The organism is Flagellimonas eckloniae, from assembly GCF_001413955.1.
Taxonomy (GTDB): Bacteria; Bacteroidota; Bacteroidia; order Flavobacteriales; family Flavobacteriaceae; genus Flagellimonas; species Flagellimonas eckloniae.
Genome location: NZ_LCTZ01000002.1, coordinates 2312064 through 2337887 on the forward strand (window position 1 = coordinate 2312064; position 25824 = coordinate 2337887).

28 protein-coding genes are annotated in these 25824 nt (G+C 36.3%); all 28 read right to left on the reverse strand.

Going from position 1 to position 25824, the window contains the following annotated elements; translation table 11 throughout:
- Position 1: 1 nt before the first annotated feature.
- The 28 genes from AAY42_RS09755 to AAY42_RS09890 all read right to left on the reverse strand — a co-directional run bounded on the left by AAY42_RS09755 (position 2) and on the right by AAY42_RS09890 (position 25715).
- The gene (locus AAY42_RS09755) at positions 2 to 1354 is read right to left on the reverse strand and encodes a UDP-glucose dehydrogenase family protein (RefSeq protein ID WP_055394646.1); all 1353 of its coding nucleotides are present in this window, start codon (positions 1352 to 1354) and stop codon (positions 2 to 4) included.
- A gap of 131 nt (positions 1355 to 1485) precedes the next feature.
- Positions 1486 to 2382, reverse strand: coding sequence for a glycosyltransferase family 2 protein (locus tag AAY42_RS09760; RefSeq protein WP_055394648.1), 897 nt, complete (start codon positions 2380 to 2382; stop codon positions 1486 to 1488).
- Between the two features lie 18 nt (positions 2383 to 2400).
- A complete protein-coding gene (locus tag AAY42_RS09765; protein ID WP_055394650.1) occupies positions 2401 to 3876 on the reverse strand; it encodes an O-antigen ligase family protein in 1476 nt (491 codons plus the stop codon).
- Positions 3876 to 5168, reverse strand: a complete 1293-nt coding sequence (locus AAY42_RS09770) for an oligosaccharide flippase family protein (RefSeq protein ID WP_175288748.1) — start codon at positions 5166 to 5168, stop codon at positions 3876 to 3878. Before AAY42_RS09770 ends, AAY42_RS09765 begins: the two co-directional genes overlap by 1 nt.
- Positions 5169 to 5218: 50 nt before the next feature.
- The gene (locus AAY42_RS09775; RefSeq protein WP_055394654.1) at positions 5219 to 7450 is read right to left on the reverse strand and encodes a GumC family protein; all 2232 of its coding nucleotides are present in this window, start codon (positions 7448 to 7450) and stop codon (positions 5219 to 5221) included.
- A 2-nt stretch (positions 7451 to 7452) separates the two neighbouring features.
- Positions 7453 to 8190 (reverse strand): TolC family protein, encoded by a 738-nt coding sequence (locus AAY42_RS09780; protein WP_055394656.1) that lies wholly within the window; start codon positions 8188 to 8190, stop codon positions 7453 to 7455.
- Entirely contained in the window at positions 8190 to 9389 is a 1200-nt protein-coding gene (locus AAY42_RS09785; protein ID WP_055394658.1) for a sugar transferase, read from the reverse strand. Before AAY42_RS09785 ends, AAY42_RS09780 begins: the two co-directional genes overlap by 1 nt.
- A gap of 5 nt (positions 9390 to 9394) precedes the next feature.
- Entirely contained in the window at positions 9395 to 9760 is a 366-nt protein-coding gene (locus AAY42_RS09790) for a response regulator transcription factor (RefSeq protein WP_055394661.1), read from the reverse strand.
- 272 nt (positions 9761 to 10032) lie between these two features.
- Complete coding sequence (locus AAY42_RS09795; protein WP_055394663.1) at positions 10033 to 10878, reverse strand: glycosyltransferase family 2 protein; 846 nt, start codon at positions 10876 to 10878, stop codon at positions 10033 to 10035.
- 27 nt (positions 10879 to 10905) lie between these two features.
- Positions 10906 to 11208 carry an STAS domain-containing protein gene (locus AAY42_RS09800; RefSeq protein WP_055394665.1) on the reverse strand — a complete coding sequence of 101 codons (303 nt, stop codon included), beginning with the start codon at positions 11206 to 11208 and terminating at the stop codon, positions 10906 to 10908.
- A 101-nt stretch (positions 11209 to 11309) separates the two neighbouring features.
- Complete coding sequence (locus AAY42_RS09805) at positions 11310 to 12020, reverse strand: LytR/AlgR family response regulator transcription factor (protein WP_055394666.1); 711 nt, start codon at positions 12018 to 12020, stop codon at positions 11310 to 11312.
- A 1-nt stretch (position 12021) separates the two neighbouring features.
- The gene (locus AAY42_RS09810; RefSeq protein ID WP_245625611.1) at positions 12022 to 12348 is read right to left on the reverse strand and encodes an Hpt domain-containing protein; all 327 of its coding nucleotides are present in this window, start codon (positions 12346 to 12348) and stop codon (positions 12022 to 12024) included.
- On the reverse strand, positions 12338 to 13396 hold the full coding sequence (locus AAY42_RS09815; protein WP_055394668.1) for a sensor histidine kinase: 1059 nt from the start codon (positions 13394 to 13396) through the stop codon (positions 12338 to 12340). Before AAY42_RS09815 ends, AAY42_RS09810 begins: the two co-directional genes overlap by 11 nt.
- A complete protein-coding gene (locus tag AAY42_RS09820; RefSeq protein WP_055394677.1) occupies positions 13397 to 14524 on the reverse strand; it encodes an FIST signal transduction protein in 1128 nt (375 codons plus the stop codon).
- Positions 14514 to 16901, reverse strand: coding sequence for a PAS domain-containing sensor histidine kinase (locus AAY42_RS09825; protein ID WP_055397881.1), 2388 nt, complete (start codon positions 16899 to 16901; stop codon positions 14514 to 14516). The genes AAY42_RS09820 and AAY42_RS09825 overlap by 11 nt, the downstream gene beginning before the upstream one ends.
- The gene (locus tag AAY42_RS09830; protein ID WP_055394682.1) at positions 16894 to 17436 is read right to left on the reverse strand and encodes a heme NO-binding domain-containing protein; all 543 of its coding nucleotides are present in this window, start codon (positions 17434 to 17436) and stop codon (positions 16894 to 16896) included. The genes AAY42_RS09825 and AAY42_RS09830 overlap by 8 nt, the downstream gene beginning before the upstream one ends.
- Positions 17437 to 17514: 78 nt before the next feature.
- Positions 17515 to 17913 carry a response regulator gene (locus tag AAY42_RS09835; protein ID WP_055394684.1) on the reverse strand — a complete coding sequence of 133 codons (399 nt, stop codon included), beginning with the start codon at positions 17911 to 17913 and terminating at the stop codon, positions 17515 to 17517.
- 133 nt (positions 17914 to 18046) lie between these two features.
- Positions 18047 to 18403 (reverse strand): MmcQ/YjbR family DNA-binding protein, encoded by a 357-nt coding sequence (locus tag AAY42_RS09840; protein WP_055394686.1) that lies wholly within the window; start codon positions 18401 to 18403, stop codon positions 18047 to 18049.
- A gap of 2 nt (positions 18404 to 18405) precedes the next feature.
- A complete protein-coding gene (locus tag AAY42_RS09845) occupies positions 18406 to 18804 on the reverse strand; it encodes a Dabb family protein (protein WP_055394688.1) in 399 nt (132 codons plus the stop codon).
- A 2-nt stretch (positions 18805 to 18806) separates the two neighbouring features.
- A complete protein-coding gene (locus AAY42_RS09850) occupies positions 18807 to 19433 on the reverse strand; it encodes a DUF4230 domain-containing protein (protein WP_055394690.1) in 627 nt (208 codons plus the stop codon).
- The gene (locus AAY42_RS09855) at positions 19426 to 19788 is read right to left on the reverse strand and encodes a DUF4260 domain-containing protein (protein ID WP_055394692.1); all 363 of its coding nucleotides are present in this window, start codon (positions 19786 to 19788) and stop codon (positions 19426 to 19428) included. Before AAY42_RS09855 ends, AAY42_RS09850 begins: the two co-directional genes overlap by 8 nt.
- 2 nt (positions 19789 to 19790) lie before the next feature.
- Positions 19791 to 20537 (reverse strand): cyclase family protein, encoded by a 747-nt coding sequence (locus AAY42_RS09860; protein ID WP_055394694.1) that lies wholly within the window; start codon positions 20535 to 20537, stop codon positions 19791 to 19793.
- On the reverse strand, positions 20534 to 21688 hold the full coding sequence (hemW, locus tag AAY42_RS09865; protein WP_055394696.1) for a radical SAM family heme chaperone HemW: 1155 nt from the start codon (positions 21686 to 21688) through the stop codon (positions 20534 to 20536). Before hemW ends, AAY42_RS09860 begins: the two co-directional genes overlap by 4 nt.
- 21 nt (positions 21689 to 21709) lie before the next feature.
- Complete coding sequence (gene ruvC, locus AAY42_RS09870; RefSeq protein ID WP_055394698.1) at positions 21710 to 22261, reverse strand: crossover junction endodeoxyribonuclease RuvC; 552 nt, start codon at positions 22259 to 22261, stop codon at positions 21710 to 21712.
- 3 nt (positions 22262 to 22264) lie between these two features.
- Complete coding sequence (locus AAY42_RS09875) at positions 22265 to 22738, reverse strand: hypothetical protein (protein ID WP_055394700.1); 474 nt, start codon at positions 22736 to 22738, stop codon at positions 22265 to 22267.
- 92 nt (positions 22739 to 22830) lie between these two features.
- Complete coding sequence (locus AAY42_RS09880; RefSeq protein WP_055394701.1) at positions 22831 to 23970, reverse strand: tetratricopeptide repeat protein; 1140 nt, start codon at positions 23968 to 23970, stop codon at positions 22831 to 22833.
- A gap of 6 nt (positions 23971 to 23976) precedes the next feature.
- Positions 23977 to 25356 carry a M56 family metallopeptidase gene (locus AAY42_RS09885; protein WP_055394703.1) on the reverse strand — a complete coding sequence of 460 codons (1380 nt, stop codon included), beginning with the start codon at positions 25354 to 25356 and terminating at the stop codon, positions 23977 to 23979.
- Positions 25353 to 25715, reverse strand: coding sequence for a BlaI/MecI/CopY family transcriptional regulator (locus AAY42_RS09890; RefSeq protein ID WP_055394705.1), 363 nt, complete (start codon positions 25713 to 25715; stop codon positions 25353 to 25355). The genes AAY42_RS09885 and AAY42_RS09890 overlap by 4 nt, the downstream gene beginning before the upstream one ends.
- Positions 25716 to 25824: the final 109 nt, after the last annotated feature.

Here is a 25824-nt window from a genome sequence, read left to right on the forward strand (position 1 = left end):
ATTAAACACTTACGGCTTCCGTTTTTTCTCCCTTGACAACATCTCTACCTATACTATAATAAGTGAAACCTTGCTCGATCATTTCGTCTGTATCATAAATATTTCGACCATCAAAAATGGTTTTGTTGTTCATCAACTTTTCAAGGATTCTAAAGTTGGGCATTCTAAATTCCGACCATTCGGTGACCACAATTAAAGCGTCGGCATCAATTATGGCATCATATTCATCTTTGGCATATTCAATTTTATCCCCCAACATTCTCTTTGTTTCTTCCATAGCAACCGGATCATAAGCTCTAATTGTAGCACCTAGGGCCTTTAATTGTTCAATAATGACCAAGGATGGTGCTTCACGCATATCATCTGTTTTAGGTTTGAACGCCAATCCCCAAAGTCCAAATTGTTTGCCTTTTAGGTCTTTTCCAAAATGACTTTTGATTTTATCAACCAATACGGATTTTTGTCTATAGTTGACACTTTCAACAGCTTTTAAGACTTCAAGCGAATGTCCGTACTCATCTGCGGTCCTTACCAGAGCCTGGACATCTTTTGGAAAACAACTTCCTCCATAGCCCGTTCCAGGGTAAATGAATTTGTTCCCAATTCTGGAATCTGAGCCAATCCCTTTTCTAACTAAATCCACATTGGCTCCAACAAGTTCGCATAGATTGGCAATATCGTTCATAAAGCTAATCTTGGTAGCCAGCATGGAATTTGCAGCGTACTTTGTCATTTCCGAAGAGAAAATATCCATAAACAGTATGGGATGACCATTCATGAGGAAAGGCTTATAGAGTCTATTCATTACCTTTTCCGCTCGTTTGCTTTCTATACCGACCACTATACGATCTGGCTTTAGAAAATCATCGACCGCACTTCCTTCTTTCAAGAATTCAGGGTTTGAAGCCACGTCAAAAGGAATACGAACATTTCTGCTCGCCAGTTCTTCCTCCACGGCAGCTTTTACTTTATAAGATGTTCCCACTGGAACCGTGCTTTTGGTAATAATCACCTTGTAATCTTCCATATGTTGGCCAATCTCTCTAGCAACACCAAGAACATACTTTAAGTCAGCACTTCCATCTTCGTCCGGGGGAGTACCTACTGCTATAAAAATAGCATCACTCCCTTTTATTCCTTTCTCTAAACTTGTGGTAAAAGAAATTCTTCCCTTATCTATGTTCCGCTCTAAAAGCAAGTCCAGACCTGGTTCATAAATGGGAACTTCGCCATTGCGCAGTTTTTCAATTTTTTTCTCATCTATATCCACGCAGACCACGTTAATTCCTGTTTCTGCGAAGCAAGTACCCGTTACCAAACCAACGTAACCTGTACCAATAACTGTAATGTTCATAGTATAAAATAATTTGATATTGTAAATATTATCTTACATTTTAAGAAAGAAAAGTATTTGTTGTATAGAGCCTGATTCGTGTTGTAAAGGAAAGACAAGTATATATTTGCTAAGCTATAATAGCCCTTTGTTTATGCTTGGTTGACCGTTCTTCCATGGGTCAAATTCCAGGAAATGGCTCGCCAAAAAGCTCTTAAGTGCTGAAACTCTCTTTTTGCAATAAAAACGAGCGTGTTTTTAGGTATAGATACAAAGCACTGGAACAAAAGGCTAATGCAGAGTTGCAATGGTTTAAAGTTTCTCCGTGCAAAGAGAATCCGGTTTCTTGAAATGTAATAGGTCTTCAAGGGACTAAATTTTCCTGTGGAGACAGATTCTTTATGTAGAATATGTGATTTTGGTTGATAGTAAATTTTATAGCCTGCTCTTTTTACCATTTCGGCCCAGTCATGTTCTTCATAATAAAGAAAATAGATTTCGGTCATCATTCCCACATTTTCAACCACCGTTTTGGGAATCATCATTGCCGCTCCGTGTATGGATTGGGTTTCTCCCTCCTGATCAAAATTCCCATTATCTTTTTGATGGTATCCTATGCTATTGTTGCGAATTGTCCAATGATTCATTGGCGTATATCCTGCATATTGGATTAAAGTTGGGTCCCAATGAAATTTAATCTTTGGACTCACCATTCCAATGGTTTTATCCTCTTGAAGTGTTTTCACCAAAGGTTCAATAAAGTCTTTGGGAACAATAGTATCATTATTTATAAAAAGTAGATAATCTCCTTGGGCCTGTTTAACCCCTAAATTGTTGCCTCCGGCAAAACCGAGATTTTCGTCACTTTTTATCAGGATAACTTCTGGGTATTTTTCTTTTATGATATCCGGATTGTCATTTGGTGACGCATTGTCAACTACAATCACTTCATAACTTGGGTAGGACAAATTTCTAATGGATCCCAGCAGGTCTAGCGTAACTCCAGATTCATTATAATTGATGGTGATAATTGATACAAGTGGTTTCATGGTTGATTTATTTCTTCGTTAGGATGCAACATCCAATGCCAATTCAGCTTCTTTTTTCTCCATTATTTTTTTGTCCAGTTTTGGGGCGATGAACATAAATACCATTCCTGCATACATTAATATACAAGTGGGGAATTGCCCGAAAATTCCATTTCCGTAGGAAGCTGCCATTATTCCAAACATACCACACACCAAGGCGGCAATTTGCCCTTTTAGCCAACCGTCCCGTATCTTGTACATTACATTATATGCGCCCGTAATCAAAACAAAAAAGAGTATGAACAGGTGCAGATAAAGTCCAACAATTCCTGTATCTGCCCAAACGGCCACAAACCAGCTATCTGTAGCTGTATTAGCCAAAAAAGTGTTCGGGGAAAAGCGTTTCCCCCAGTTTCCGGTGGAGCCTATACCGCCACCAAAAGGTCTGGTGGCCAGATATCCTTTTAATCTTGCCTGATTTTCAAACCGAACCTGTAAGGAAGCATCATTGGGATCAAACGCTGTTCGCATTCTGCGTATTTGATCGTTGTCATTACCGATGGTAGTATACTTGAAGAATACAAAAACACTTATTCCTGCTAACACTCCCAATACAATACTTGGTATATGTTTTCTTATAATTATGAACATCATACCTCCCGCTGCCGGCACGGCAATTGCGCCACGCGTTCCGGAAATCATCATTCCCACAAGCCCAGTCAAGCAGACAATAGCGCAAAAAATCTGAAATTTTTTGTTCTTTGCAAAAAGTGTCAATACTCCAAAAACAACTCCAGCATGCCCTTGTGCGGCACCAAACTGACCTGCATCGGAATAAAAAGAGAATATTCTAAGTTTTCCAAATAATATATGAGTTACATCCCCACCGGCATCTAACCATGCTTGTTCAAAAGGATCAACTCCAAAAATTAATTGTTGCATTCCTTTCATTGTGGCCAAAAGGGACAAAGCCCCCCAAATAATAAAGAACAATTGAAGGTCTTTTGGTTTGTTAAAAAGAATAAAAACCAAAGGAATAAACATCCACATATAAAGAGACAACCCCCTCATTGCATAAAACCAGGCGGCAATACTTACTGCTTCTGGGTTTACTATCTGAAATATGGCGTAACCAAACCAAACGGAGGCCAAAATTGTTAGTTGGGAACTTGCTCTGTTCCAAGGTACTTTTATTCGGAATGCCTTAAAGAACAGTGCCAGATACATGAGAACCATCAATCCATCCATTAGTAATCCCCATGTCATGGGAACATATCTACCAATACCCAAAACAAAAAAGTTGAAAATAAGTACGGTTATCACCCCTATTCTAGGGTTTAAAAACAGTGCTCCTAAATATACAATTGCAAAAGGTACTACCATAACCCCAATCCCAGCCACCAGCCCCTTGGTTGCAGTAAGATGTGCTGTAGCGAACACCACCGACAAAAGCATTAAAATAGGTAATGGTTTCCTTAGATAATCCGAGCCTTGTGTAGTTTCAAAAGTGTTCATTAGCCCAAATGTGCTTTAAGGTTTTTAAGAAAGAGAACACTTTCAGAGACTATTTGTTTGCTTTGAATTTGAATCTCTCTTTTCAAATAGAAGAATCCTAAAAACATTCCCACTATTGTGAAAACAACAGTTCCTACAGCAACAGCAACTAAACTTTTGAAAACGAATACCGCTAAAAAATTCAGGATTATATTCGCCGAAGTCATCACCAAAACTTTATACAAATTCAATTTTGGCCTATTGATGCTATCCAACAAAACTCCAGTAAAACGATCTATGGGCAATAACATAATATAGACTGTAAATACTCTAAAAATCAAGGTCAACAATGGAAGTGAATCCAAATATTCATTTCCCCCCAAGAAAAGCACCATATGCTCTGCAAAGACAAAAGCTGTTAAAGCCACCGGGAAAAACAACAATGTGACAATGCCCACGTATGAATAAAAAATCTTCTTAACCGCTGCCAGGTCACCTTCAATTGATTTTTTGGACATTCGCGGATAGGCAGTCATGGCAAAACTATGTAATGGTATCCCCAAAAGATCTGTCAATTTTAATGGAATGGCATACATGGCAATTCCGGCCGACCCTAAAATTGGACTCATTCCAATAATAAGAGTGTCAGAACTCTTCAGTAGACTTGAACTTACCAGCGTTCCCATAGAATACTTACCGAAATTCACCAACTCTTTTTCCACTGTTCTGGTTGCATGTCTCACATAGATCAGCCCATCCCAGTTTTTGATGGAACACCAAATACCTGAAATGGCGTTTACTGCAATATTTACCCAAACGATTTCTAAAAGGCCCAGTTTTAGCCACCACTGGTTTAAAATGAGAAACAAACAGAACAGGCCAACATTGGATAGCCTTACCATCATCATTCGTCTAAAATTTTGTTCTGCTTGAAATAAGGACATGGCATTGTTCCAACTTAGATTGGATAATGCCAAAAACGGATAGTAAAACAAGAACAATCGATATCCGTTATTAATCTCCAAGCTAAAAAAAAGCAGAGCCATGTGAGCTCCCCAACATACAAATGTCAATACTCCCAAGAGCTTAAGATTGATTCTAAATGTGCAACCCAATATGCATTTTTGTTTTTGATCATCTGCCCCAGATAATAAACGTACTGAAGAAGTGCGTGTTAACCCAAAGCGCAAAAGATCTACAAAAGTGGCCAGGGTTATAAACAAAACCCATTCTCCAAAAAGTTCTTTGCTCAATTGCCTTGTAAGTAACATAAAGCTGACCAAGCCCAAAAAGGCTACGCTAACGTTTGCCATTAACGAGGACAGGTTTTTTTCCTTACCTATATTTTTAAGTTTTCCCAACATTAGGCAACTGATTCTTTAGTGAAAAATCTAAACTGAACTATCTTTTTAACCCAACTTCGAATCAAGGATCTTTTCTTGGGGAGATCGCCAACCACAGTTTCCATTTCCAGAACTTTTACACCATTTAAAATAATACTTGGCTCCGGGCCAGTTGTAGCTTCGTTGAAAAGATCCAGCGCATTTTTGTCAGCTTCGCCCCACGCTCTGTTTGCTCGTGTTACCAGAAAGGTGTAATCCATTGTAGCTGCCAATTTAACCGGGAAAGGGTTTTTGATGATACTTGGAATTTCAAGAATCACAAAATCGAAGGTGTTGAAATCTGTAATTGAATTTTCAGTATCAAACTCTTGAACATTCGAAATCTTATATAGTTTATCACTTATTTCGTAGCTAATCCTATGGTAATTTTCCCCTACTAATCCCAAATTCTCTTCATCGTAGGTTATGTGTAGAATTTTATATTCCAGTTCACATAATTTAGCAATCAGGTGTTTGCAAATAAATGTCTTGCCCTCATTCTCCTGAGTTGAAAACAGCATATTTATTACAGGAACATTTTCTTTTTCCTTTTTAAATTGATTGAGTATTATATTTCTTGAAATGGCATTTACAGCTTTGTTTCCAAGATACGTGTAATCTATTTTTTTATTCTTGGCACTAATAACCGGAAAAATAGAAGATACTTTAAGCTCAATTTTATCTTCAGCCCTTTTGGCCGTATTCAGATTTCCATCCAACAGCTCAAGCAATAGGATAGTGGCCGCCACCAAAATAAAGCCAACCATTGCAGCAACTATTATTAAAAGTGCTCTTTTGCTGGGTTTTGGGTTAATTGGAAAAAATGGAGCTTCCGTTAATTTAATATTGGATTTAAGCTCCACATTTTGCTGGCGTAATTTGGCGAGTCCCAAACTATGAAGCAAGCTCAAATATTCACGTTCAGCAATGTCAATTTTACGTTCTAACCGTTTCATGGTCGCGCCCAAAGGAGAAAATTTTTGGTATAGCTTTTGGAACTCCTTACGCTTTTCGTCCATAACCTTTAGTTGCGCTTTGGTTCCTTCAAACTCTATTGTTTTTTGAAGCCAATCTGACAAAACACTTGTCGACGCCAAGCTTTTGTGGTCATATTCGGTTTCGTAAATGGTATCAATGTTTTGGGCCAATTGCTCTTCAACTGCAGCTATTTTCTCCATTTTATCGGCTACTTCCCTTGCTTTTTTATCTTGATTAACCGAATCGGTCTCCATTCCCAAGGTCAACATGGAAACATCAAAACTTAGGGCGGACAGTTGTTTGCGCAATCGCATTATACGTTCACTAGAGACTCTCTTTAACTGGTGAACCTCAAGCTTGGATTCCAAAATTCCCATCACGGCCTTTGCAGCGCTGTTCTCTCTAAATACCTCAAGATATTTTATTTCAAATTCTTCTTTCTCGGCGGCTATGTGTTTTGTTTGTTCATAGTAGTTGATAATATTATTGGCTTGGTTAAATTGAAGTAACTCATCCTCTGCATCCCTTAAACTTATGGTAGATTTTCCCAACTGTCCTTGAAAGTACTTTACAACAGCATCGGATTGGTTAACCTTGATATCAGCATTCAATTGGACAAAAACTTCGCAAAGAATCAGCAAAGTATTTTGACAAATAGCAGGGTCCTCAGATTCAAATTCAATGTCCACAAAATCACTATTTGAAATTCTCCTAATACCTACCTTACTCGAAATCTTTTCTATACTATAATCCGGATGGTCCAAATTGATCAACTGATAAATAAAGTTGGTATGATTGGACTCCTTCAGTTTTATAAAGTTTTCATAGGTTTTCTTCACATCACCTTTTACAACTAATTGTTTTACCTCATTTGGTACTGCTTGCATTAGTTTCTGATACTTTTCAGATGAAATCACCTTAACGTTTGCATTCTCCAGGACCATATGTTGGGCAAACAACTTTAGCCCTACAATTTCCATTGTTGTTCGTGCCTTAATAAGATTTAAGAGGTTATCGTATGCAGTATTGGTAGCCCTAAAGTCAATTTTGGTGTTTTCAAGTTCAATGTTGGATCCCGTTGCGATTCCTGTATACACCCTTGCTTTTGAATTGTATGCTTTTGGTTCATCTAAGGTGAAATAGAAAACCAAAGAAGCCAAGATTATTGGCATTGCAATAAGCAAACCAATGTGCCTAAGCAATAGGCGAATAAAAAATAAAAGATTAAACTTCATTACTAAATATTCAAATCAGCCCCAATAATGCCTTCCAAGGCCATTACCGATGAAATAAATTCCGATCGCAACAGTTCGAAATTCATTGTTGCTTGGTTCATCATTTGTTGTAATCTGGTATATTCGGTAACATTGATTATACCATTTGCAAAGTCTTTTTCTGCTCTTAACGATTGTACCCTAAAATTGTCAACAATGGAACCGGAAATAAAAAATAACCGGTGAGTCTTTAGTAGGTCATTGTACATTTCAACAACCTTTTGTTTCAATTCCACCTCAGCCACCTGTGTTTCAAAGCGTGCTTTTTCCGCTTCTCCTTTTGCACTTTTTATTCTTGCCCTTCTATTTAAAATTGCTGAAAGTGGAAGACGAATTGAGGCTCCAACATTATATCTGCTTTGTTCAGTTGAAAATAAGGTCTGGCTTCCAGGATCTCCTGCCAACTGCGAATTGCTCAAGTTGTCAAAAATCCCATAATTATATCCTGCTTCTAAATTGATGTATTCCAACCAAGCTCTTTGTTCTGAAGAAACAACACCATCTCTATATTTTTGTTCTGAGACCGTAACTTTTATGAATGGCGAATATTCTTTGGCCATTTGAACCAAGGAATCTATTGGAGGTAATTTTTTGCTGATATCGTTTTCTTTCAGTCCTTTTTCAATAAAATCATTTATAGACTGTCCAATCGATGTCTGCAGTATTAAAAAAACCAATAAAAAGCCCCAAAACTTCTTCATTATACATTCTCTTTTTGAAAGACTGCCCTAAACGTTCTAAGTACAATCCACATATCAATCAAGAAAGCGCGCTTGCTGTTAGCATATTCTACATATTTCAAGTCCAAGTTCTTGCGTTCTTCGGTAGACATTATTGAGCTTCTTCCCCTTGCTTCCACCTGCCAAAGTCCGGTTATTCCGGCTGGGCCATTAAATCTATCTGTCCATTCATCCGTTGTCAACACTTCGGCTTCATATTGAGGCAATGGTCTGTTCCCAACTATGGACATGTCTCCTTTTAGAACATTTATTAATTGGGGAAGTTCATCTATACTCAACTTTCTAATAATCTTTCCTACCTTGGTTATTCTTGGATCATTATCAAACTTGATAAAGGCATTCTTGGCACTTTCCTTTCGTCTAGTATTGTGTTTTTGTTCATCAACAGTGTTATCGTCCCCAATCAACATCGTTCCTCCTGATTTCACATTTTGGGTTCCTGCACTTGTATGTTCCAAATCTTTCTCATTCTCATTGTGTGCATATTGGTTTAAGTGCTCAAACTCCTTAATACGCTTGTCGGCATCTGGGTACATGGAACGTAGTTTATAAAAATCGAACACCTTATAACCCGTCCCCACCCTTTTGGAGATGTAGTACACTTTTCCTTTGGATTCCAACCGAATTGCTATAATGAACAAAAGCAAAAAGGGTGAGGCAAACAGAAGGGCCACACTAGCTACACCAATATCAAAACTCCGTTTCCAAAACCCAATTTTATATTTGCCCGTTTTCGATTTAGCAGGTATAATCTTTTCCTTTTTCAGGTTTGCTTTGAGCTCCTTTAAAAATTGAATCCTTTCAAGAATGTTCTTTGTTGAAAATGGTTGAACGTAAAAATCATCAATTCCATTTTTAACCGCCTTGGACAGATCACTTTTATCCTTATCCTTTGCAATAAGTATAAAAGGTATGGAGTGAATGTCACTAAATTTTTCCTTCAAAACACTGTGAAACTCAATACCAGACTGCCCAGGAATTTCTTTTTCACATAAAATTGCATCAGCAGTTTTATGTTCCTTAAGCCATTTTAAGGCTACCAGTGAATTCTTGACAATATGAAAATCTACTTTTTCGTCGCAATCCATGAACTGGTCCACGACTTTTTGATCCGCCCCTACATAGAGAAGACATAATTTTTTATCTGATATTACTTCCATGATCTTTAAGCACGTATAAGTAGCTTTTCCACTCGTATTAATAGTTCTTCCGGATTAAAGGGTTTCACCAGGTAATCATCGGCACCCAATCGCAAACATTCAATGCGATCCGAGCTACTGTCACGACAACTCAAAACGATTATTGGAATGTTCGAAAAATATCCGCTTTCCTTTACCTTTTGAATAAGTCCAAAACCATCCATATTTGGCATTTCCAGATCTGTAATGATCAAATCCGGGATATTGCCTTCCTGCATCCATGCCAAAGCCGCCAAACCATCTTCTTTTGTGCTGACATTGTACGATTGTCCTAAAAACTGCGATACCAATTCGCTTAGCGATTGTTTATCATCTACTACTAGTATTTTCATGGTATTATTGATTATAATTATTTGTAGTACTTAACATTATCGAAAAGTAGGATAAATATTACTTATCAATAATTCTATGTTGTAAAACCAAGGGAGTATGTTGTAAGCTGCTAGTTATTGGTAGTTACGGTATTTGTGGTAGAATCCTAATGCCATCGTCAATTCTTGCATAACATAAGTGCATACTTAAAAACCAGATGATAAATTCTCAGAGATGACTGTTTGAAAATGTAAATGGGAAAGGAAAAAACTTTATAAACAGAGCAATATGCCTATTGAGATACTTCTTCAATAATTAATTCCTTACAAGTTTCTTCAATTACCTTTTTCGTAGGCATGAACCTTTCATTACAAAATGGGAATGGTTTTGCAGGTTCTCTTTTTGGTGGTAATGCAGTATAAACATCAACGGGAATATACTTGAATTTCCCAATGGAATGAAGTTTAATTGCCAACATTCCATCATCACATCCGGATACTACACGCAAATCTGTTTCATAACCAATGGGAAGAATTGCCTCCTTCTTAATTACCATGCTCACTGCCCTAATATATTTTATTCTTGTTGTAAAACCTTGCGATAGTTTCCATCTGAAGTATATATTCTTCACACGGTTTCGAAAACGCATTTTTGATGAAAGCTGAAAATCATTTTCATAACTTTTGGAAACGGAATAACAAAGCACCAACTCCTTATCCATAAAAAAAGGAAGAGCCATTTTATCTATATAATATGGATCATAAATAGAATCTGGATCCATACTACATATAATTTGCCCCTTGGCTTCTTCCAGTCCTTTTTGCCTGGCAAACGTTATTCCTTGTTCCTTTTCACTGACCACTTTGGCGCCAAGTTGCTCAAGTATTGAAAGCGTCTCGCTATCTGCATTGTTTTCAACGAAAATAACTTCATAAGGTATAATCGTTTTAAGATTGGCCAAAGAAAAAATATGGGCAACCAAAGTTTCCTTTGCCCTGTAAACCGGTATAATAAGACTTACTGTAGGGTTTTTAACGGCACCCAATAATTCAAAATAGGTAATTAATCTATTGAAATCAGCATCATTGATACTATTAGGTGTTGCTCCAAAATATGGCTTATACGCTGTGACTTTCATTTTTGAATTTCCTTGAAATATTCTAGTTTAAACCCTATCTGTACTTAAGATATAATTTGTTTTTGTAGTATTCATTATTTCAGAAATACTTCTATTCTGCCTTCCAATAAGTGAAATCACCTTATTTTGTTTTGCAGATTTTTGATATAGCTTTTCAAAGAAACGGGCGGCAGCTGAATCCAACGTGGTCACTTTTTCTAAACTGACCACAAAATTTTCATGCTGTTCTAATATTGAATCAAAATATGAATTTAATGTACCCACATGTTGAATTGATACATTTCCTAAAATTTCAAAGATTCCCCGGTTTTCCCTAATTTCTAATGACATATGTTAAAAGGATTTAGTTATTGATCTATTTAACATTTTCAAAAAGTGTCTATCTATACTAACGTGTCAGATAATATATATTGTAGTATTTTTCCTTCTTTTTATAAAAGATTCAATCGCTGCATCAGCTCAGGTCTGTTAGACCGGCTTATGGGGATAACATTTCGCTCAATTAACACGCTATTATCCTGTATATCAATTATTTGAGTGAAGTTAATGATAAATGACCGGTGTATTTGGAGGAATCTGGATTCTGGAAGCTTTTCTTTTATTTTTTTGAGCGTGGAATGTACGCGATACCGATTTTTTTGGGTTTGTATTTCGATATAGTCTCCATGGGCCTCTATTAAAAGAATATCCATGAATTTTAGTTTGATCAATCGACGATCTATATTGATATATAAGTCTTCATCCTCATTTTGATTCATCCCTTTTTCTGAATGCTCTTGCTGTGTTTTTTCGAAGGTTTTCTCTAATCTTTGCACACATTTCTGAAACCGTTCATGTGTGATCGGTTTTACCAAATAGTCAACTATAAACTCATATTTATAGGCTTCAATGGCAAAATCCTTGTCAGATGTTGTTAACACAATTTTTGGCGGGTTACTTACCGTTTCAATAAAATCAACACCAGTAAGTTTAGGCATATGGATATCCATGAAAATGAGGTCCACTTGGGTGTGCTTTAAAAATTTAAGCGCTTCCAAAGCATCTGGTAGCTCTGCTACCACCTCCATATCTGGAATGATTTTGCAAAGCTCCGCTATTATGGCTCTTGCACTTGACTCGTCATCTACTATAATACATCTCACCTTATGCTATTTTTGAAATAAACTCTTCAACACTTTGTAAAATTTTAAGAAACTCGCCTTTAAGATTTGTATTCCCATACTTTAAATCTTCTTCATATTTAACAGCGAGCTTGTATCCTTCGGTAAGCCCAAGAATACCAAGTTTGTGCTTTATTTTATGCACAATCTTAGCGGACTCTTCTAATTCATTCCCTTCAAGAGTTTCTATATAATCTTGCTTCTCTTTTGGAAATTCTGTTTGGATTATGGTCAAGAATTTCTTTTCAAAATCCGCATTACCTCCAGAAATTTCCTTTATATAATCTAGATTTGGTTGCTCAATCATCATGATTGGTTTTAATTGTAAAAAAGAATGTGGTTCCCTTACCTTCTTGTGAAGAAAGCCAAATATCCCCCTTGTAATAGTTTATAATTTTCTTTACCAGCGCAAGACCAATTCCAGTAGCGCCAGAGTTGTTCTCCAACTTTTTAAACATTCCAAAAATTCCAGTTTGAAGGTGTTCGGGAATTCCTTTGCCATTGTCAGTTACACTGAACAACCATCCATCCGCCTCTTCCTTTACATCAATCATAATGTAACCTTCCTGTATATTCTCAGTGGCCGTAATGGCGTTGGTAATTAAGTTCTTGAACAACTGTTCAATTCTATATTTGCCTGTATATAGTTTAGGAAGTTTTTTACTCCTTTTAATGGTAATATTATCGGGAACATAAACAGTTCGCTCAATCTCATTTATTAATAAGTTAAGGTCTACAATAACCGCATTTTCCTGTATAGAATCTATGGTTGAATGTCTTAGAATACCATCAATCAAACTATCCATTTTGGACAGGTTTTGAAAAATGAGCTGTACATTTTCCTTGCTCATTTCTTTAGACCCATCTTGTGCATCATCAAACACCCAGCTTACCAATGAGTGTACATTTCTTATTGGTGACTTTAGGTCATGGGAAACCATGTGCGCGTAATTGTTCAAGGATTCGTTCTGTTGCTCTAAATTTTTAAGAAGCGTATCCTTTTCCGCTGTAATTTTTACCAACATATCAGCTTGGTTCTCTATATCTTCCACTAACTTCTGTGGATTTAAATCAACACCTCTATTTACCTGGTCGTTGGTTTTATCTTGCATGGACACCACAGCCTTGCTAAGAGATTCCAGAACTTTTTGTTGACTCTCGGTCTCCTGAATCAATCTTTTATTTGCCAGGTACAATTCTTCGGAACTCAAAGACGTTGCCCGCTGAATCATTTTCAGTTTTTCATCAAAATCTGAATATGACTTGCTTATCGAATCAAAGAGGCTTTCCATTTCTGGACGCTCCACAAATTCTTTGGGTAAAAATTTCTTTATTTGTCTTTTAAGTAACGAATGCATTTACTCACTCAATAAGGTTAGGGTCATGGTCTGATTGTGCAATTGACATTCATTTTTTCCTGCAAATGGTGCCATCTCACCATAGGAATAAAATCCTGTAATTCGCGCCTGGTCTCCTATGACCTCGGCAACCTCTTCAATTTCATCCTCCGTTCGTTGGTCCAAAACCAATTTTCTTCCCACACAGCTTACCAGTATTGCCAATTCAGGTTTGTTTTCCCTATTCTCCATAGCTTGCTCGGCTGCATTGGATGCGCCTTCGGCAATATCGTCCGTTGTGGACATCATCAATTGTACTTTGGAATTCATTGGAACATCACCTGCCAAAATCATGGAATTTTCTTTTTCGTCAATGTTAAGAATGGTACGAACCAAAGGTTCAGACTCTGTATTTTGTTGCACCGTCAATGGATACAAAAGTGCCGCTTGCGGAAGTTCATCTGCCTTATCTCCCAAATATTTTTTGTAAAGATCCAATGCGGGTTTTCCATCAATTTCAAAAAGTACGTTTCCTTCGGACTTGGTAATGGTACGCTCAGGACCAAATGGGGTCCAACCTCCAAAATTGGCATAGGAAACCTCCAATGCATCACCGTAAAAACCAATAGCGACCACCTCGCCTTGTTTTGGGTTTTCGTTGTAAGAGGTCAACGTTTTTTCAAAACGGGCTCCATCACCGCAAAGTCCACCAGTAATGGATGCTTTGAATCCTTTCGCTGATTCCAATCCTTCAATTAAACCACTTCCATTAACAAAGCTCCCATCTGATACAATGAACATGTGCCTTAATTTATCCTTGTCGAACTTATTTGAAATGGCAAGGCCCATTTTTTCTATATCCACATAGTCAGACACATTCTCACTTACTATGGTAAAGCTTGTCTGCTCAAACTCAATTGCTGTTACTACTATGCTTTCGTCATACACATTGGTTTCCATAATCTCTCCTGAGGTTGATCCAAACACTAGATGTCCATCAGGGTAGAGTTCTTTCACTTCATTGAATATATCTTTGGATTCTAACTGATACCTATCCGCAAACACCAATACCAATGGCTCTTTTAGGGATACATTTTGATCAAACTCCCATTTACCTCCCTTTAATCGTTTTGCTTGATTAATTTTCATTGTCTTTTGTTTTTAAAGTTTTTTGTATTGTAAAATAGAAAGTGGTTCCCTCTCCAATTTTACTCTCTAACCAAATTTTCCCATTATATCTGTCAATTATTTTTTTGACAATTGAAAGTCCTATTCCCGTAGATCGTTCATTGTTTCCAATAGATTGGAAAATCTGGAAAATCTTTTCGTGATATTCTTTTGGTATTCCTACACCATTGTCACTTATGCTAAACTCCCAATGTTCTGGTTCTTCCTTATAATCTACAACTACAAATCCCTTCTCTTTATCAATGTTTACAACGGCATTGCTCAAAAAGTTCTGGAACAGCTGATGTATTTTTGTTTTATCGGCTTTAATAAGCGGGAGCTTCTTTTTTGTTTTTATGGTAACATGTTCTGGTATATAGATGATCTCTTTAATTTCATGAATCACTTCATTTACATCAACTTCGGTATGGTCCAAAACATCATTATTAACAGTTGAATATTTTAGGATTCCACTGATTAGTTTATCCATTCCCTCAATCTTCTCCTGCATCATTTTTAGATTATAGCGGCCATTTTCATCCAAAGAATCTTTATAATCGTCATACATCCAAGTGGCCAAAGCACTTACACTTCTTAATGGGGATTTTAAATCGTGGGAAACTATATGGGCGTATTCCTGTAATCCTTTATTACTTGCCTCTAATTCACTTAATAGGTTTTCTTTTTGTAGTTCAAGGTGTTTTTGGGCAGTGATATCCAAGTGTATGCCTATGGAACCAATTATATTTCCTGCATCATCATATCTTGGAGCACCGCTAATGAGCCAAAATCTTTTTTCCCCATTGGCAATTCTTACTGCTACCTCATAGGAGTCGGAGATTCCTTGTTTCCTCTTATTGTCCTGAAGTTTCTGCTCTTCCGTACTATTATTAATAATAGGTACAGCTTCATAAACATTTCTTCCTATCAATTCATCTGCAGTGGTGCCAACCATATCGCTAAAACTCTGATTGACCATTAAAATATTACCATCAATATCAACCTCAACCAAGCCAAGGTTCATATTGGCGATAATACTTCCATACTTTTCCTTTTGAATTTCTAGATTCTTCCTATAGTTCTTTCTTAAGGTAACATCACTATAGCTCCATAAATGACCCTGGTATTCTCCATTATTAAATAATGGAATATAATCGCGTTCAAAAGTTCTACCATCCACAAGCTCCATTTCATCTGCCGTGACGGAGTCTTTTTGATCAACTACCTCATTTATTCTATCTATTTCGAGGGCTGGCTCCAAGAACAAGCTTTTGTACTTATGTATGGATTTTTCACTACATACTCCTTTTAGAACATCTGGAGAAACTGGGATTCCAAATAGGTCACAAAATTTCTGATTTGCCAGAACTATTTTCCTGTTTTCATCTTCAAGCAAAATCCCTGTTTGTAAATTCTTGATCAGGGTCGCCATTCGTTCTTCTGATGCTATTAGTTTTTCCTCAGAGATTTTTTCATGGGTAATATCCTCTATCATGGCAACACTGTACTCAATATTACCTTTGGAATCCATAACAGAGCTCATGGAAGTTTTTCCAAATAAAGTTTTACCATTCTTTTTATGAAATTTTCTAACTATAGAGAATTTCTTGGTGTCACTCACCAAACTTTTTTGAAATAAATCATCATACAAATTGCTATCCTCCAATGTGGATATATCATTTAATGACATTTTTTTCAGTTCTATTTCTGAGTATCCTAAAAGCTCAATAAAAGCCTTGTTTGCCTTTATTATTTTCTCCTTTACAATTAGTAAGATTCCAAGAGAAGAATTTTCAACAATGATATCTTGTTGTTTCTTTTGACTTTCTAAAAGTTGCTTTATCTCAACCTCACTAGTAATATCCCTAATTACACCTTGGGCGCCTATTGGGCTGCCATTATCATTATAAACAAGACTGGCATTAATATTTACAAATCGTTCCTCGAGTCCCTTTGTAACAATCTTTGCATTGTAGTTTTTAAGAATCCCAACCTGCAACAGTGTTTGAAACGATTCTGCGGTGTATTCCAAATAGTCTGGATGCACTAAATCTGAAAGACATATTTTCTCCTTTGTATGATCGTATCCCAAGAATTCCTTTGCAGAGGTATTCATGTTGATCACATTGGACATCATATCCATGACCACATAGGGGTCAATAATATTTACAAAAGCATTGTCCAGGCGAGTTCCCCCATCATTTAACAGAGTCTCCAAACGGCCATTTGCCTCCTTAAGGTGCAAGGTGGCATCATAAAGCTCTTTTGCCTTATTTTCAAGAAGGTTTTCAGCGCTTTTTCTGGCCTTTTTCTCTCGGGCCAAAGCACGTTTTAATATGGGGATTTCATTACTATCCATTTTGTGAGATAGTAAACTTGACTTCTGTACCGTCTTCATTTAATAATTTGTAATCTATAGTAGCGGATCTCTCAAAATGTTCAAATGTTTTCACTATAAGTCCATGCGCCAAGGCATATAACCCACGTGATGAGCTATATATGAGCTCTAGTGCTGTATCTGTCTTAGACAGAATTTTGAACTGTGGAAGTTCAGCATCTGGATAGAGTTTCTTTACATGGATGTGGATATGATCCTCAATGGAGTTGAGAAGACCTATTGGAGTTCTATAACTTGAGACCACATCTGGATGAGCACTTACAAGACCTACAAACAAATGATGCCCAAAAGAATAAAGTAAGTCTTCTTGGGGAACATCCTTTTTTTGGCTGAGCTCAGAAATTAAGCTTACCATTTCGTTAAAATCGTATGTGCCTACTGAAGTATATGCACCTCCAGAAGGGAGATCGCAATTTTCCAGTAAAGAGTCAACGGTTTCAAGGCCATAAATTGACTCGACCATTTCCAGAAACTCTGTAAAAACAATTCCTTTCATAATGTGAGAATATTATGATTAAAAGTAGGAATTGTACTACCTAATTAAAAAAAGAATGTTGTGAAATAAAGAATTTTGTTAGGCTTTAACTAGCTCGCTAACCTCCCAATAGTCAAAAACTTTTTTAAGTTTAGACTCGTAATCCTCATATTTTAAGGGTTTTATGATATATCCTGCTATGCCAATTTCAAAACACTTCAATAAATCCACTCTATTTTCCGATGTGGTCAAAATTATTGTAGGAAGATATTTAAGTTTATCATCTGCTTTCAAAAGAGTTAAGAATTCTATTCCGCTCATTCTTGGCATATTAAGATCCAGAAGAATAATTTCAGGCAGGTCACCACTCTTTAAAACTTCCATGGCTTCCTCCCCATTTTTGGCTTCGATAATTTTATGTTTTGACTGAAATTTTGAAATTGCTCGTTGCAATTTCATTGTCTCTATCATATCATCTTCAATGAACAGTACATTCATGGCGTTTTACATTTAGTATACAAAAGTCCAAATTCACATTAAGAAAAGGACTACAATTTAGTCAAATTAAAAAAAACTATCGACGAATGGTCGAAATCATACGGTGAATTATAAAATATTTTTAGTATCAACCTTAGAGCATTGATAACTCGGCTCTTAACTTCTTAGTAAGACCTGATACTACAAGCTCGTATGAATGATTCACCAATTCAATGATTATGTTTGGGGGGAGGTTTTCCAAAAATAAGGTATTCCAATGTTTTTTACTCATATGATAGCCCGGAGTAATATCTCCATCATATTCTTCCCTAAGTTCTACGGCTCTTTCTGGGTCGCATTTTAAATTGCACTGACTTGGTACTCTTTCCAAAGGTAGTAGAGCGAACATTTTGCCCATTACTTTAAATACCAATGTATGCTCATCAAAAGGAAACTCTTCCGTAACACCTTTTTTACTGACGCAAAAATTCCTTAACTCTTCAACGTTCATTTTTATATTCCGTTGGAATCATAAACAATAACCTTGTCCCAAAGATCCTTGCACTCTTCAATAAAGATTAAATGAGCTTCTTCACCTTGATAACCTTCTTGTGCCTCAGCTGACTCAAACGTTACTATTAACGAATAGGTAAATGATCCATCAACCACATCCCGAATAGCTGGTGGGGGTGTGCCAATAAAATTGGTCTTGGCATATTTGGAGTTCTTTAAAAATGTTTTTAGTGAAGTTTCAAACTTTTGTTTATCGGCTTCGTTATCTGGGTTTTTAAACCAAAAATAAACGGTATGCGCAAAAGCAGGGTCAAAAGTTTTCATAGTGTCTTTGGTTTGTGCAAAACTTGTGGCGCAAGCAACGCCAATCAATACTAAAGTTACAATTCCTCTTTTCATAATTAGTTTTCTTCTAAAAAATGTTTTTCAATATTCTTAATTTCCAAAGCGGAGTAATCCAAGGTCCACCCGATGGTTTCCACAATTTTCTCTACCAAAAATACAGCTTGCAATGCTTCCTTTCTGGCGGTATCCATTAATCCGCTTTCCGGTATTTTTTGTTTGATGTGTTCTTTGGCCTCCACATTTAGTTTGGTTAAATCATCTGGGGAAAAACTGTTGAACAATCCATTTTTAATATCGTAAAACTGAAGGTCCGGTTCAATGGATAAAATTTCAGGTTGTGGAAAATCTTCAAGAATAATGCGTTTCTTTTCGTTATCAGCTTTAAGGTTCAACTTTTTTAGGTCGTATCCAATATGTGCTTTGGCCTTCACCACAATCAGCGCCTTTTTCTTACTACTTAAAAGACTAAGAAAACCTTCTTTAGTGTTTTCGTAATGATAAATCTCTGCAAAATCACCCTCAACGGAAATCAACTTACAAACGCTTTGTATCTTATCCAATAATACAGTGGATTGCTGCTTGGTGAGTTCTTTGCTTTTTTTCTTTCGAAACAAGGAGAATAGCCAATACATAAGTATCGCTCCTAGAAGTAAACCTAAAAAAGCTTCTAAAATGCTATCCATTATTTTTTCCTATTTCTCCCAAATGGGTGAATTTAAATCCTTTTTCATATTTAAGACCATATCCAAACATTCTATCCATAGCAGCATGCGAAAAAATGATAATCCCAATCAATTCCAAAATTGGAAGGTTTAAAAAACTTACACCAACAAGGTATAGCAAAATACCAATACCTCTATGGTGAAACAAATTATAGGTAAATGCTCCTACCCTATTTCCAGCCAAATAACCGAGCATTCCGATATCAGGTATTAACAGCAGCACAAAAAACCACCACCAAGATAAATCCATTCTCATAAAAAGAAAAAAACCAAGGAGTAAGAGTGAGAATTCTTCTAACCTTAAAATACCTTTCATATTTATTCAATTTTATATAAAACAGGCCTACTAGGACTGGCATCATTTTCAAAAGGGGCAACTTGAAGGTTCAGTACATAGCAACCATCTTCAATAGCATTTGCCACATAAATAAACTCGGTTATTGTTGCATATTCCCTTGGTTTCCCATCCATGTTCCAAAATGCTTTGTGTGCCGAAAGAGCCCCGCCATCCTTTTCCTTATCCACCGAAGGAAGGTCAATTAGCAAATGTTGAATTCCTTTAGTCGCCAAAAAACGTGCAGCCTCTTCCAATAAATAGGGTGGGTTCGCATTGGAGTACTGCCTTGATTTCTTGTTTTCCAGATTTGGAATGGTCCTAATAACCAATGCTTCCCTTTTTTTGTTTCCTAGCGCATATTTCAATTGCTTTTCCGATATCACAAAATCTTCCTCTTGTTTTTCCGGAGCGACGGTAATAACCTCAGCCAAAAAAAAGAATTGTTTTAGCTTTTGGTTTATGGAATGAAACTCTTTGGTTATATGACCCAGGCATTCCGTATGCGTCACATGGGAATGAGGATTGAACCAAATATTATTAAAGTTGGTTGAAGCTCCTTCTGACACCTTTCCAATAAAACCTTCTTCTTGATGGGGCTCTATTCTAGGCGGGTCCAAATACCAGGCATTTACATTACCATCTCCTCCTTGAAGTGGAATAGAAATATCCAAAGGTTTGGACAAATCAATCTTTATGTTCTTTGAGTTGTATTTGATTGAAACAATCATTGACCCAAATTAAGCATAAATAAATCTGAAGCAATACCATCCACTAAAAACTTGCCTTTTTTGGTGGACAGCAATTTTCCATCCTCCACAAAAAGCAATTCTTGTTCTAAATATTTTTCAGCCTGTTGGTTGATATATTTTAGATAGCTAATGCCAAAATCATTTTCAATTCTCTTCAAGGACACACCCCAGATAGTACGTAATCCGGTCATAACATATTCGTTGTAATTGTCTTTTCTTGATAAGGTCTCGGTTTCCATTGACAATGTATCCTGCTGCAACGCTTTTATATACTTCGAATTATTTCTCACATTCCAGCCTCTGTTTTGTCCATCAAAAGAATGTGCCGAAGGACCAATACCCATATATTTTTTTCCTTGCCAGTAGGAGGTGTTGTTTTTTGAAAAATACCCCTCCTTTCCAAAGTTGGATATTTCATAGTTTATATACCCCTGTTGCTCCAATACATCTACCAAAATATGAAACTGTTCCTGTGCCTGTTCATCATTTACATCATTTATAATTCCTTTTTCAATGAACTTTTTAAGTGCAGTTTTTGGCTCGACGGTAAGCGCGTAGCTTGAAATATGTGGTAGTTTAAATAAAAGTGCTTTTTCAATATTTGCTTTCCACTTCTTATTGTCCATTCCTGGAATTCCATAAATTAAGTCAATGGAAATATTATCAAAGTGTCTGGTTGCTGCTGATAATGACTCAACAGCCTCATCAGATGAGTGCGCACGATTCATCAATTTTAAGTCTTCATCAAAAAAAGATTGGATTCCAATACTTAAACGGTTGATTCCAATAGTTTGATAGTCTTGAAAAATAGTTCTCGACTGCGCTCGAACTGACATTAAATCATCGGGGTTAGCTTCTAAAGTAATTTCTGGATATTCAACTACACTATAATTGTCATAAACAGATTGCAATATGGCCTCAAGCTCCGTACTTGTTAATACGGATGGCGTACCTCCTCCAAAGTATATGGTTTCCACTTGTTCCTTTTGAAACTCGGCTTTACGTAATTCAAGCTCTCTTTGAAGTGATTTTACCATCGCTTCCTTCTTTCCCAATTGTGTGGAAAAATGAAAGTCGCAATAATGGCATGCTTGTTTGCAAAACGGCACGTGAATGTAAATTCCGCTCATTTCAGTGTTCAATTATCAATGCTAATTGACTTTTTTAGGATTCTGCTTTACAAAAGCCTCCCACCCTGTATATTGTTTCCCAACATCTACCCTCCCTTGATTGTAAAAATGGCAAACCGCAGCGGCCAATCCATCCGTACTATCTAAATTTTTAGGCAAGGTTTTTAGCTTCAACATGCTTTGAAGCATTTTAGCTACTTGTTCTTTAGTAGCATTTCCATTACCGGTAATGGCCATTTTGATTTTTTTGGGCATATATTCGGTTATGGGAACTTGTCTTGAAAGTCCCGCAGCCATCGCTACTCCCTGAGCCCTTCCAAGTTTGAGCATGGATTGCACATTTTTGCCATAAAAAGGAGCTTCAATGGCTATTTCATCCGGGTGAAACGTATCTATCAATTCAAGGGTACGTTCAAAAATCAGTTTTAACTTAGTATAGGGATCATTGTACTTTTTTAGCAACAACTCGTTCATTTGAACAAACTGTATTTGCTTGTTCACAATTTTAATGATTCCAAAACCCATAACTGTTGTTCCCGGGTCTATCCCTAAAATGATTTTCTCCTCTGCCAAATTTTAATTGGTGTTTACTACTATGGGAAGTCTAAATCGTAAACTTACCGGTGTTCCTCTTTTTAGTGCTGGGGCCACTGTTAAATCTCGCAACCTACTAGTTACCTCAGCATTGAATTCTTCAATTTCGTTAAGGATATTTGGATTTTCCTCTATGTTTAAAACAGTGATAAAGCCATGCTCATCTACTAAAAAATCAACATACAAGGTATCGTTTAAATCAGTATCAACCTGAAATTGCAAGCTGTCCAATGCTTGTGAAAAATGATTCAAAATTTCACTTTGAAAGCAATCCCGTTGAGCTTGTTTGGCTGCTGTTTCATCACAATTATCAAATAGTGGATATTGGTCCACATCGTTCCAATCAATCGCCAAAAGTTCTTCATTGACAATTCTTTGGGTCTTGTCCTCTTTGGACATAAACAGTTCGCAGGAGGCAAACAAAGCTAAACAAGATATCAATAAAAACTTCTGCATACAGCCCCAAATGTTTGGCTGAAATTACGATTTTTTGGACAAAATAAATTTAACCCAACAATAGAAATGGAAGAGTAACACCTAATCAATCTTCAATCAGATTTATAGTGAATCTCCTCTTTCAATTCGGAAATACGTTTTTTTACCCTTTCGGATATAAACAATGGGACATTTTTAAAATCGGTTAATAGTCTCTCATAATACTCTAATCTAGTTTTGGGATCTTTATAGTACTCGTCTGCCAAAACACAGACTTGATAGTAGTTGATGAAATTCGCTTTGTTTTCTTCCCAAGCTTTGGTATAATAGTCCAATGACTTTTTAAGTTGATTTTTTAAGCGTGCTATACGTCCCAGATTCCTATACTCATTGTCAAAAACATACTTTCGTTCTTCTATTGATTTCTTAAAATAGGTCTCTGCACTATCCAATTTTTTTTCTTCTAGATAGACTTCCCCTAATCCAAAATAAGCGTCAGCTTCATTATTCTTAATTTTTGCTAATGTTTGATAGGTTTCTTTTGCATTGTCCAAATCATGGTTCTTAAACTGGGAATATCCCAATTTTCGATATACAAATGGTTTTTTTTCTCCCAGTTCCAAAAGCCTTAGAAACAATGGGGCTGACTTATCGTAAAATCCAGAATTAAAATGGGCCAAGGCTTTTAAGTTAAGGAGTGCTACATCATTTGGTGCCGTCTTTAACCCCAACTCAATAGTTTCCAGTGCATTGCTCGGCTCTTCAACACTCACATAATATTTGCCCAGAAGATAAATACTTCTTAGATGCGTACTGTCCAAATCAATAGCCTTCTTCAATGCCTTATTACCTTTTTGGTAATCCAACTTTGATTGAAGAATTTTACCCAAGTAATAGTAGAACTCTGGGTTTTCACTTCTGGGATTAATCAACGATTCAAAAACCTCTTGAGCCTTATCCAAGTCTGTCTTCTCATAGATTTTTCCTAACTCAAATCGCGCCAAAACATGACTTTCATTATTCTTGATAATATCCAAATATTGAAGAATTGCTTTCTCTTTGTTCCCAATGGCACTGTAAGCCCTGGCAATTTGCATGCTTGACTTTTCATTGCCTACCTTGGAATATGCATTTATGGCCTCTGCATAATTGCCTATCAAATATAAACTGTCAGCCTTAATTTGACTTCTGCTCTGTGACCAACCTTGGATAGTATAAAGTATTAGCAGAGCATAAAAACAATATTTTCTCAACGTAACTTATCTTAACTTAAAGGATATGGGTATGGAAAAAGGCACATCAACTACTTCTCCATTATGTTTGCCTGGCACCATTTTTGGCAATTTAGAAATAATACGTCTCGCTTCGTCCTCCAAAAGCACATCCGGACCTCGCAGCCTAAGTTCTGTAATTGACCCATCACTAGAAATCTTAAAAATAATATTTACCCGTCCTTGAATACCATTTTCTTGGGCTTCTTGAGGGTAATTAAAATGTTTTCTAATATGTTTTTGCATCATTTCTTGAAAACAAGCCTGAGTATCCTCAGCATTTTCACAACCTGGAAAAATTGGAGCTTCATCTACACTGGTAAAAGGTACACCACTGTAATTAATATTTCCATATTTTCCAGAAATCCCCCTTGTTTCTTTAGGATACACATTATAAATCATTTTCGCCAATGCCTCTTTTTCTTCTTGGGTAAGTGAATCTAAACTTGTAATTTCTTCTTCCAGCAGACTGATTCTCTCAGTTAGTGAATCGGCCTTTTTAGCATTGCTCTCTTCAACTTGACAAGAGTTAAACACTATAATACCAAATACTAATGGTAACACTACAGTATACTTTAATTGCCAAATGGCTTTTGATTTTTGTTTTTGTAACATGACTATTCGTTTTTTGATTAATGATTTTTTAAAAAATTGATTTACAAAGCTTATGTTTTGAGTTTGAAACACTTCTGACAATAGCAATTGATATTGTTCCTTTTTATTTTCTTTTCCAACCTTAGAATCAGCAATAAATTCATGCAATTCTGAAACCCGATTTTGATAGATATACACTAGCGGATTAAACCAAAATAGAATTCGCATCAATTCAAAGAATAGCAGATCAAGAGAATGCCACTGCTTAATATGCACTAACTCATGCTCCACAATATTCCTCTCTTTCTCTTCAGATATTCTATCCCCTAAAAAAACGGTCCTGAAAAAAGAAAAAGCTATTTCACTTTGTCTTATAACAACTTTGGTAAAATCATTGCAATCATGTACGGTTCCTTGTTGTCTTAATCTAAATAGTGAGAAAAGTTTGTGCCCAAACCAAAATGCTGCCAACAAAGCACCTGAAACAAATAATAAATATACAGTTGAAAGGTTTTCAAAAAAACCAACTTTATTTGTAGGTGACACCATCACTTCATCCAATTGTATTAAAAAGGTTGGGTAGCCAATAAATTCTGATGAAACGGTAGTTTTTAAAGCTTCAATCTTTATCCAAGGTAAAACCAAGGATAAAGCAAAAGTGCCCAAAAGATATGCTCGGTTCCATTTGAAGAAAGTCTCTTTTTTTAAAAAGAAGTCATAAATCATTAAGAAAACCAACTGAAATACCAGACATTCTATGAGATAGCGTATCATTCTTCCTCATCTTTAATTTGTTCCATAATACTTTCCAATTCACTAAGATTGATGTCATTTTTTTTCATAAAAAACGACACCATACTTTTAAACGACCCTTGAAAATAACCATCCACCAATTTGTTTATGGACTGGTTGCTATAGTCCGATTGCTTCATCAAAGGGAAATAGAGATATCCTTTGCCTTCCTGTTCATGGTCTACAAAACCTTTGCTTTCCAAGATTCTTACTATTGTAGAAACTGTGTTATAAGCTGGTTTTGGTTCTGGCAGCTCTTTGATTATTGCAGCAACATTGGTTTTCTTTAATCTCCAGAGAATTTGCATTACTTCCTCCTCTGCCTTGGTCAACTGTTTCATGTTCAACTAATTTTTTAGTTCAATTACAAAACAAATATAACTAAATATTTAGTTTAAACTAATTTTTTAGTTTAAAAACAAACCAATTCTCTTTTCCGCCTTCACATGT

Excerpts from the sequence above, each read along its gene's own strand:
- AAY42_RS09755 (WP_055394646.1), bottom strand. The coding sequence starts at position 1,354 with ATGAACATTACAGTTATTGGTACAGGTTACGTTGGTTTGGTAACGGGT.
- AAY42_RS09760 (WP_055394648.1), bottom strand. The coding sequence starts at position 2,382 with ATGAAACCACTTGTATCAATTATCACCATCAATTATAATGAATCTGGA.
- AAY42_RS09765 (WP_055394650.1), bottom strand. The coding sequence starts at position 3,876 with ATGAACACTTTTGAAACTACACAAGGCTCGGATTATCTAAGGAAACCA.
- AAY42_RS09770 (WP_175288748.1), bottom strand. The coding sequence starts at position 5,168 with ATGGCAAACGTTAGCGTAGCCTTTTTGGGCTTGGTCAGCTTTATGTTA.
- AAY42_RS09775 (WP_055394654.1), bottom strand. The coding sequence starts at position 7,450 with ATGAAGTTTAATCTTTTATTTTTTATTCGCCTATTGCTTAGGCACATT.
- AAY42_RS09780 (WP_055394656.1), bottom strand. The coding sequence starts at position 8,190 with ATGAAGAAGTTTTGGGGCTTTTTATTGGTTTTTTTAATACTGCAGACA.
- AAY42_RS09785 (WP_055394658.1), bottom strand. The coding sequence starts at position 9,389 with ATGGAAGTAATATCAGATAAAAAATTATGTCTTCTCTATGTAGGGGCG.
- AAY42_RS09790 (WP_055394661.1), bottom strand. The coding sequence starts at position 9,760 with ATGAAAATACTAGTAGTAGATGATAAACAATCGCTAAGCGAATTGGTA.
- AAY42_RS09795 (WP_055394663.1), bottom strand. The coding sequence starts at position 10,878 with ATGAAAGTCACAGCGTATAAGCCATATTTTGGAGCAACACCTAATAGT.
- AAY42_RS09800 (WP_055394665.1), bottom strand. The coding sequence starts at position 11,208 with ATGTCATTAGAAATTAGGGAAAACCGGGGAATCTTTGAAATTTTAGGA.
- AAY42_RS09810 (WP_245625611.1), bottom strand. The coding sequence starts at position 12,348 with ATGATGATTGAGCAACCAAATCTAGATTATATAAAGGAAATTTCTGGA.
- AAY42_RS09815 (WP_055394668.1), bottom strand. The coding sequence starts at position 13,396 with ATGCATTCGTTACTTAAAAGACAAATAAAGAAATTTTTACCCAAAGAA.
- AAY42_RS09820 (WP_055394677.1), bottom strand. The coding sequence starts at position 14,524 with ATGAAAATTAATCAAGCAAAACGATTAAAGGGAGGTAAATGGGAGTTT.
- AAY42_RS09825 (WP_055397881.1), bottom strand. The coding sequence starts at position 16,901 with ATGGATAGTAATGAAATCCCCATATTAAAACGTGCTTTGGCCCGAGAG.
- AAY42_RS09830 (WP_055394682.1), bottom strand. The coding sequence starts at position 17,436 with ATGAAAGGAATTGTTTTTACAGAGTTTCTGGAAATGGTCGAGTCAATT.
- AAY42_RS09835 (WP_055394684.1), bottom strand. The coding sequence starts at position 17,913 with ATGAATGTACTGTTCATTGAAGATGATATGATAGAGACAATGAAATTG.
- AAY42_RS09840 (WP_055394686.1), bottom strand. The coding sequence starts at position 18,403 with ATGAACGTTGAAGAGTTAAGGAATTTTTGCGTCAGTAAAAAAGGTGTT.
- AAY42_RS09845 (WP_055394688.1), bottom strand. The coding sequence starts at position 18,804 with ATGAAAAGAGGAATTGTAACTTTAGTATTGATTGGCGTTGCTTGCGCC.
- AAY42_RS09850 (WP_055394690.1), bottom strand. The coding sequence starts at position 19,433 with ATGGATAGCATTTTAGAAGCTTTTTTAGGTTTACTTCTAGGAGCGATA.
- AAY42_RS09855 (WP_055394692.1), bottom strand. The coding sequence starts at position 19,788 with ATGAAAGGTATTTTAAGGTTAGAAGAATTCTCACTCTTACTCCTTGGT.
- AAY42_RS09860 (WP_055394694.1), bottom strand. The coding sequence starts at position 20,537 with ATGATTGTTTCAATCAAATACAACTCAAAGAACATAAAGATTGATTTG.
- hemW (WP_055394696.1), bottom strand. The coding sequence starts at position 21,688 with ATGAGCGGAATTTACATTCACGTGCCGTTTTGCAAACAAGCATGCCAT.
- AAY42_RS09875 (WP_055394700.1), bottom strand. The coding sequence starts at position 22,738 with ATGCAGAAGTTTTTATTGATATCTTGTTTAGCTTTGTTTGCCTCCTGC.
- AAY42_RS09885 (WP_055394703.1), bottom strand. The coding sequence starts at position 25,356 with ATGATACGCTATCTCATAGAATGTCTGGTATTTCAGTTGGTTTTCTTA.
- AAY42_RS09890 (WP_055394705.1), bottom strand. The coding sequence starts at position 25,715 with ATGAAACAGTTGACCAAGGCAGAGGAGGAAGTAATGCAAATTCTCTGG.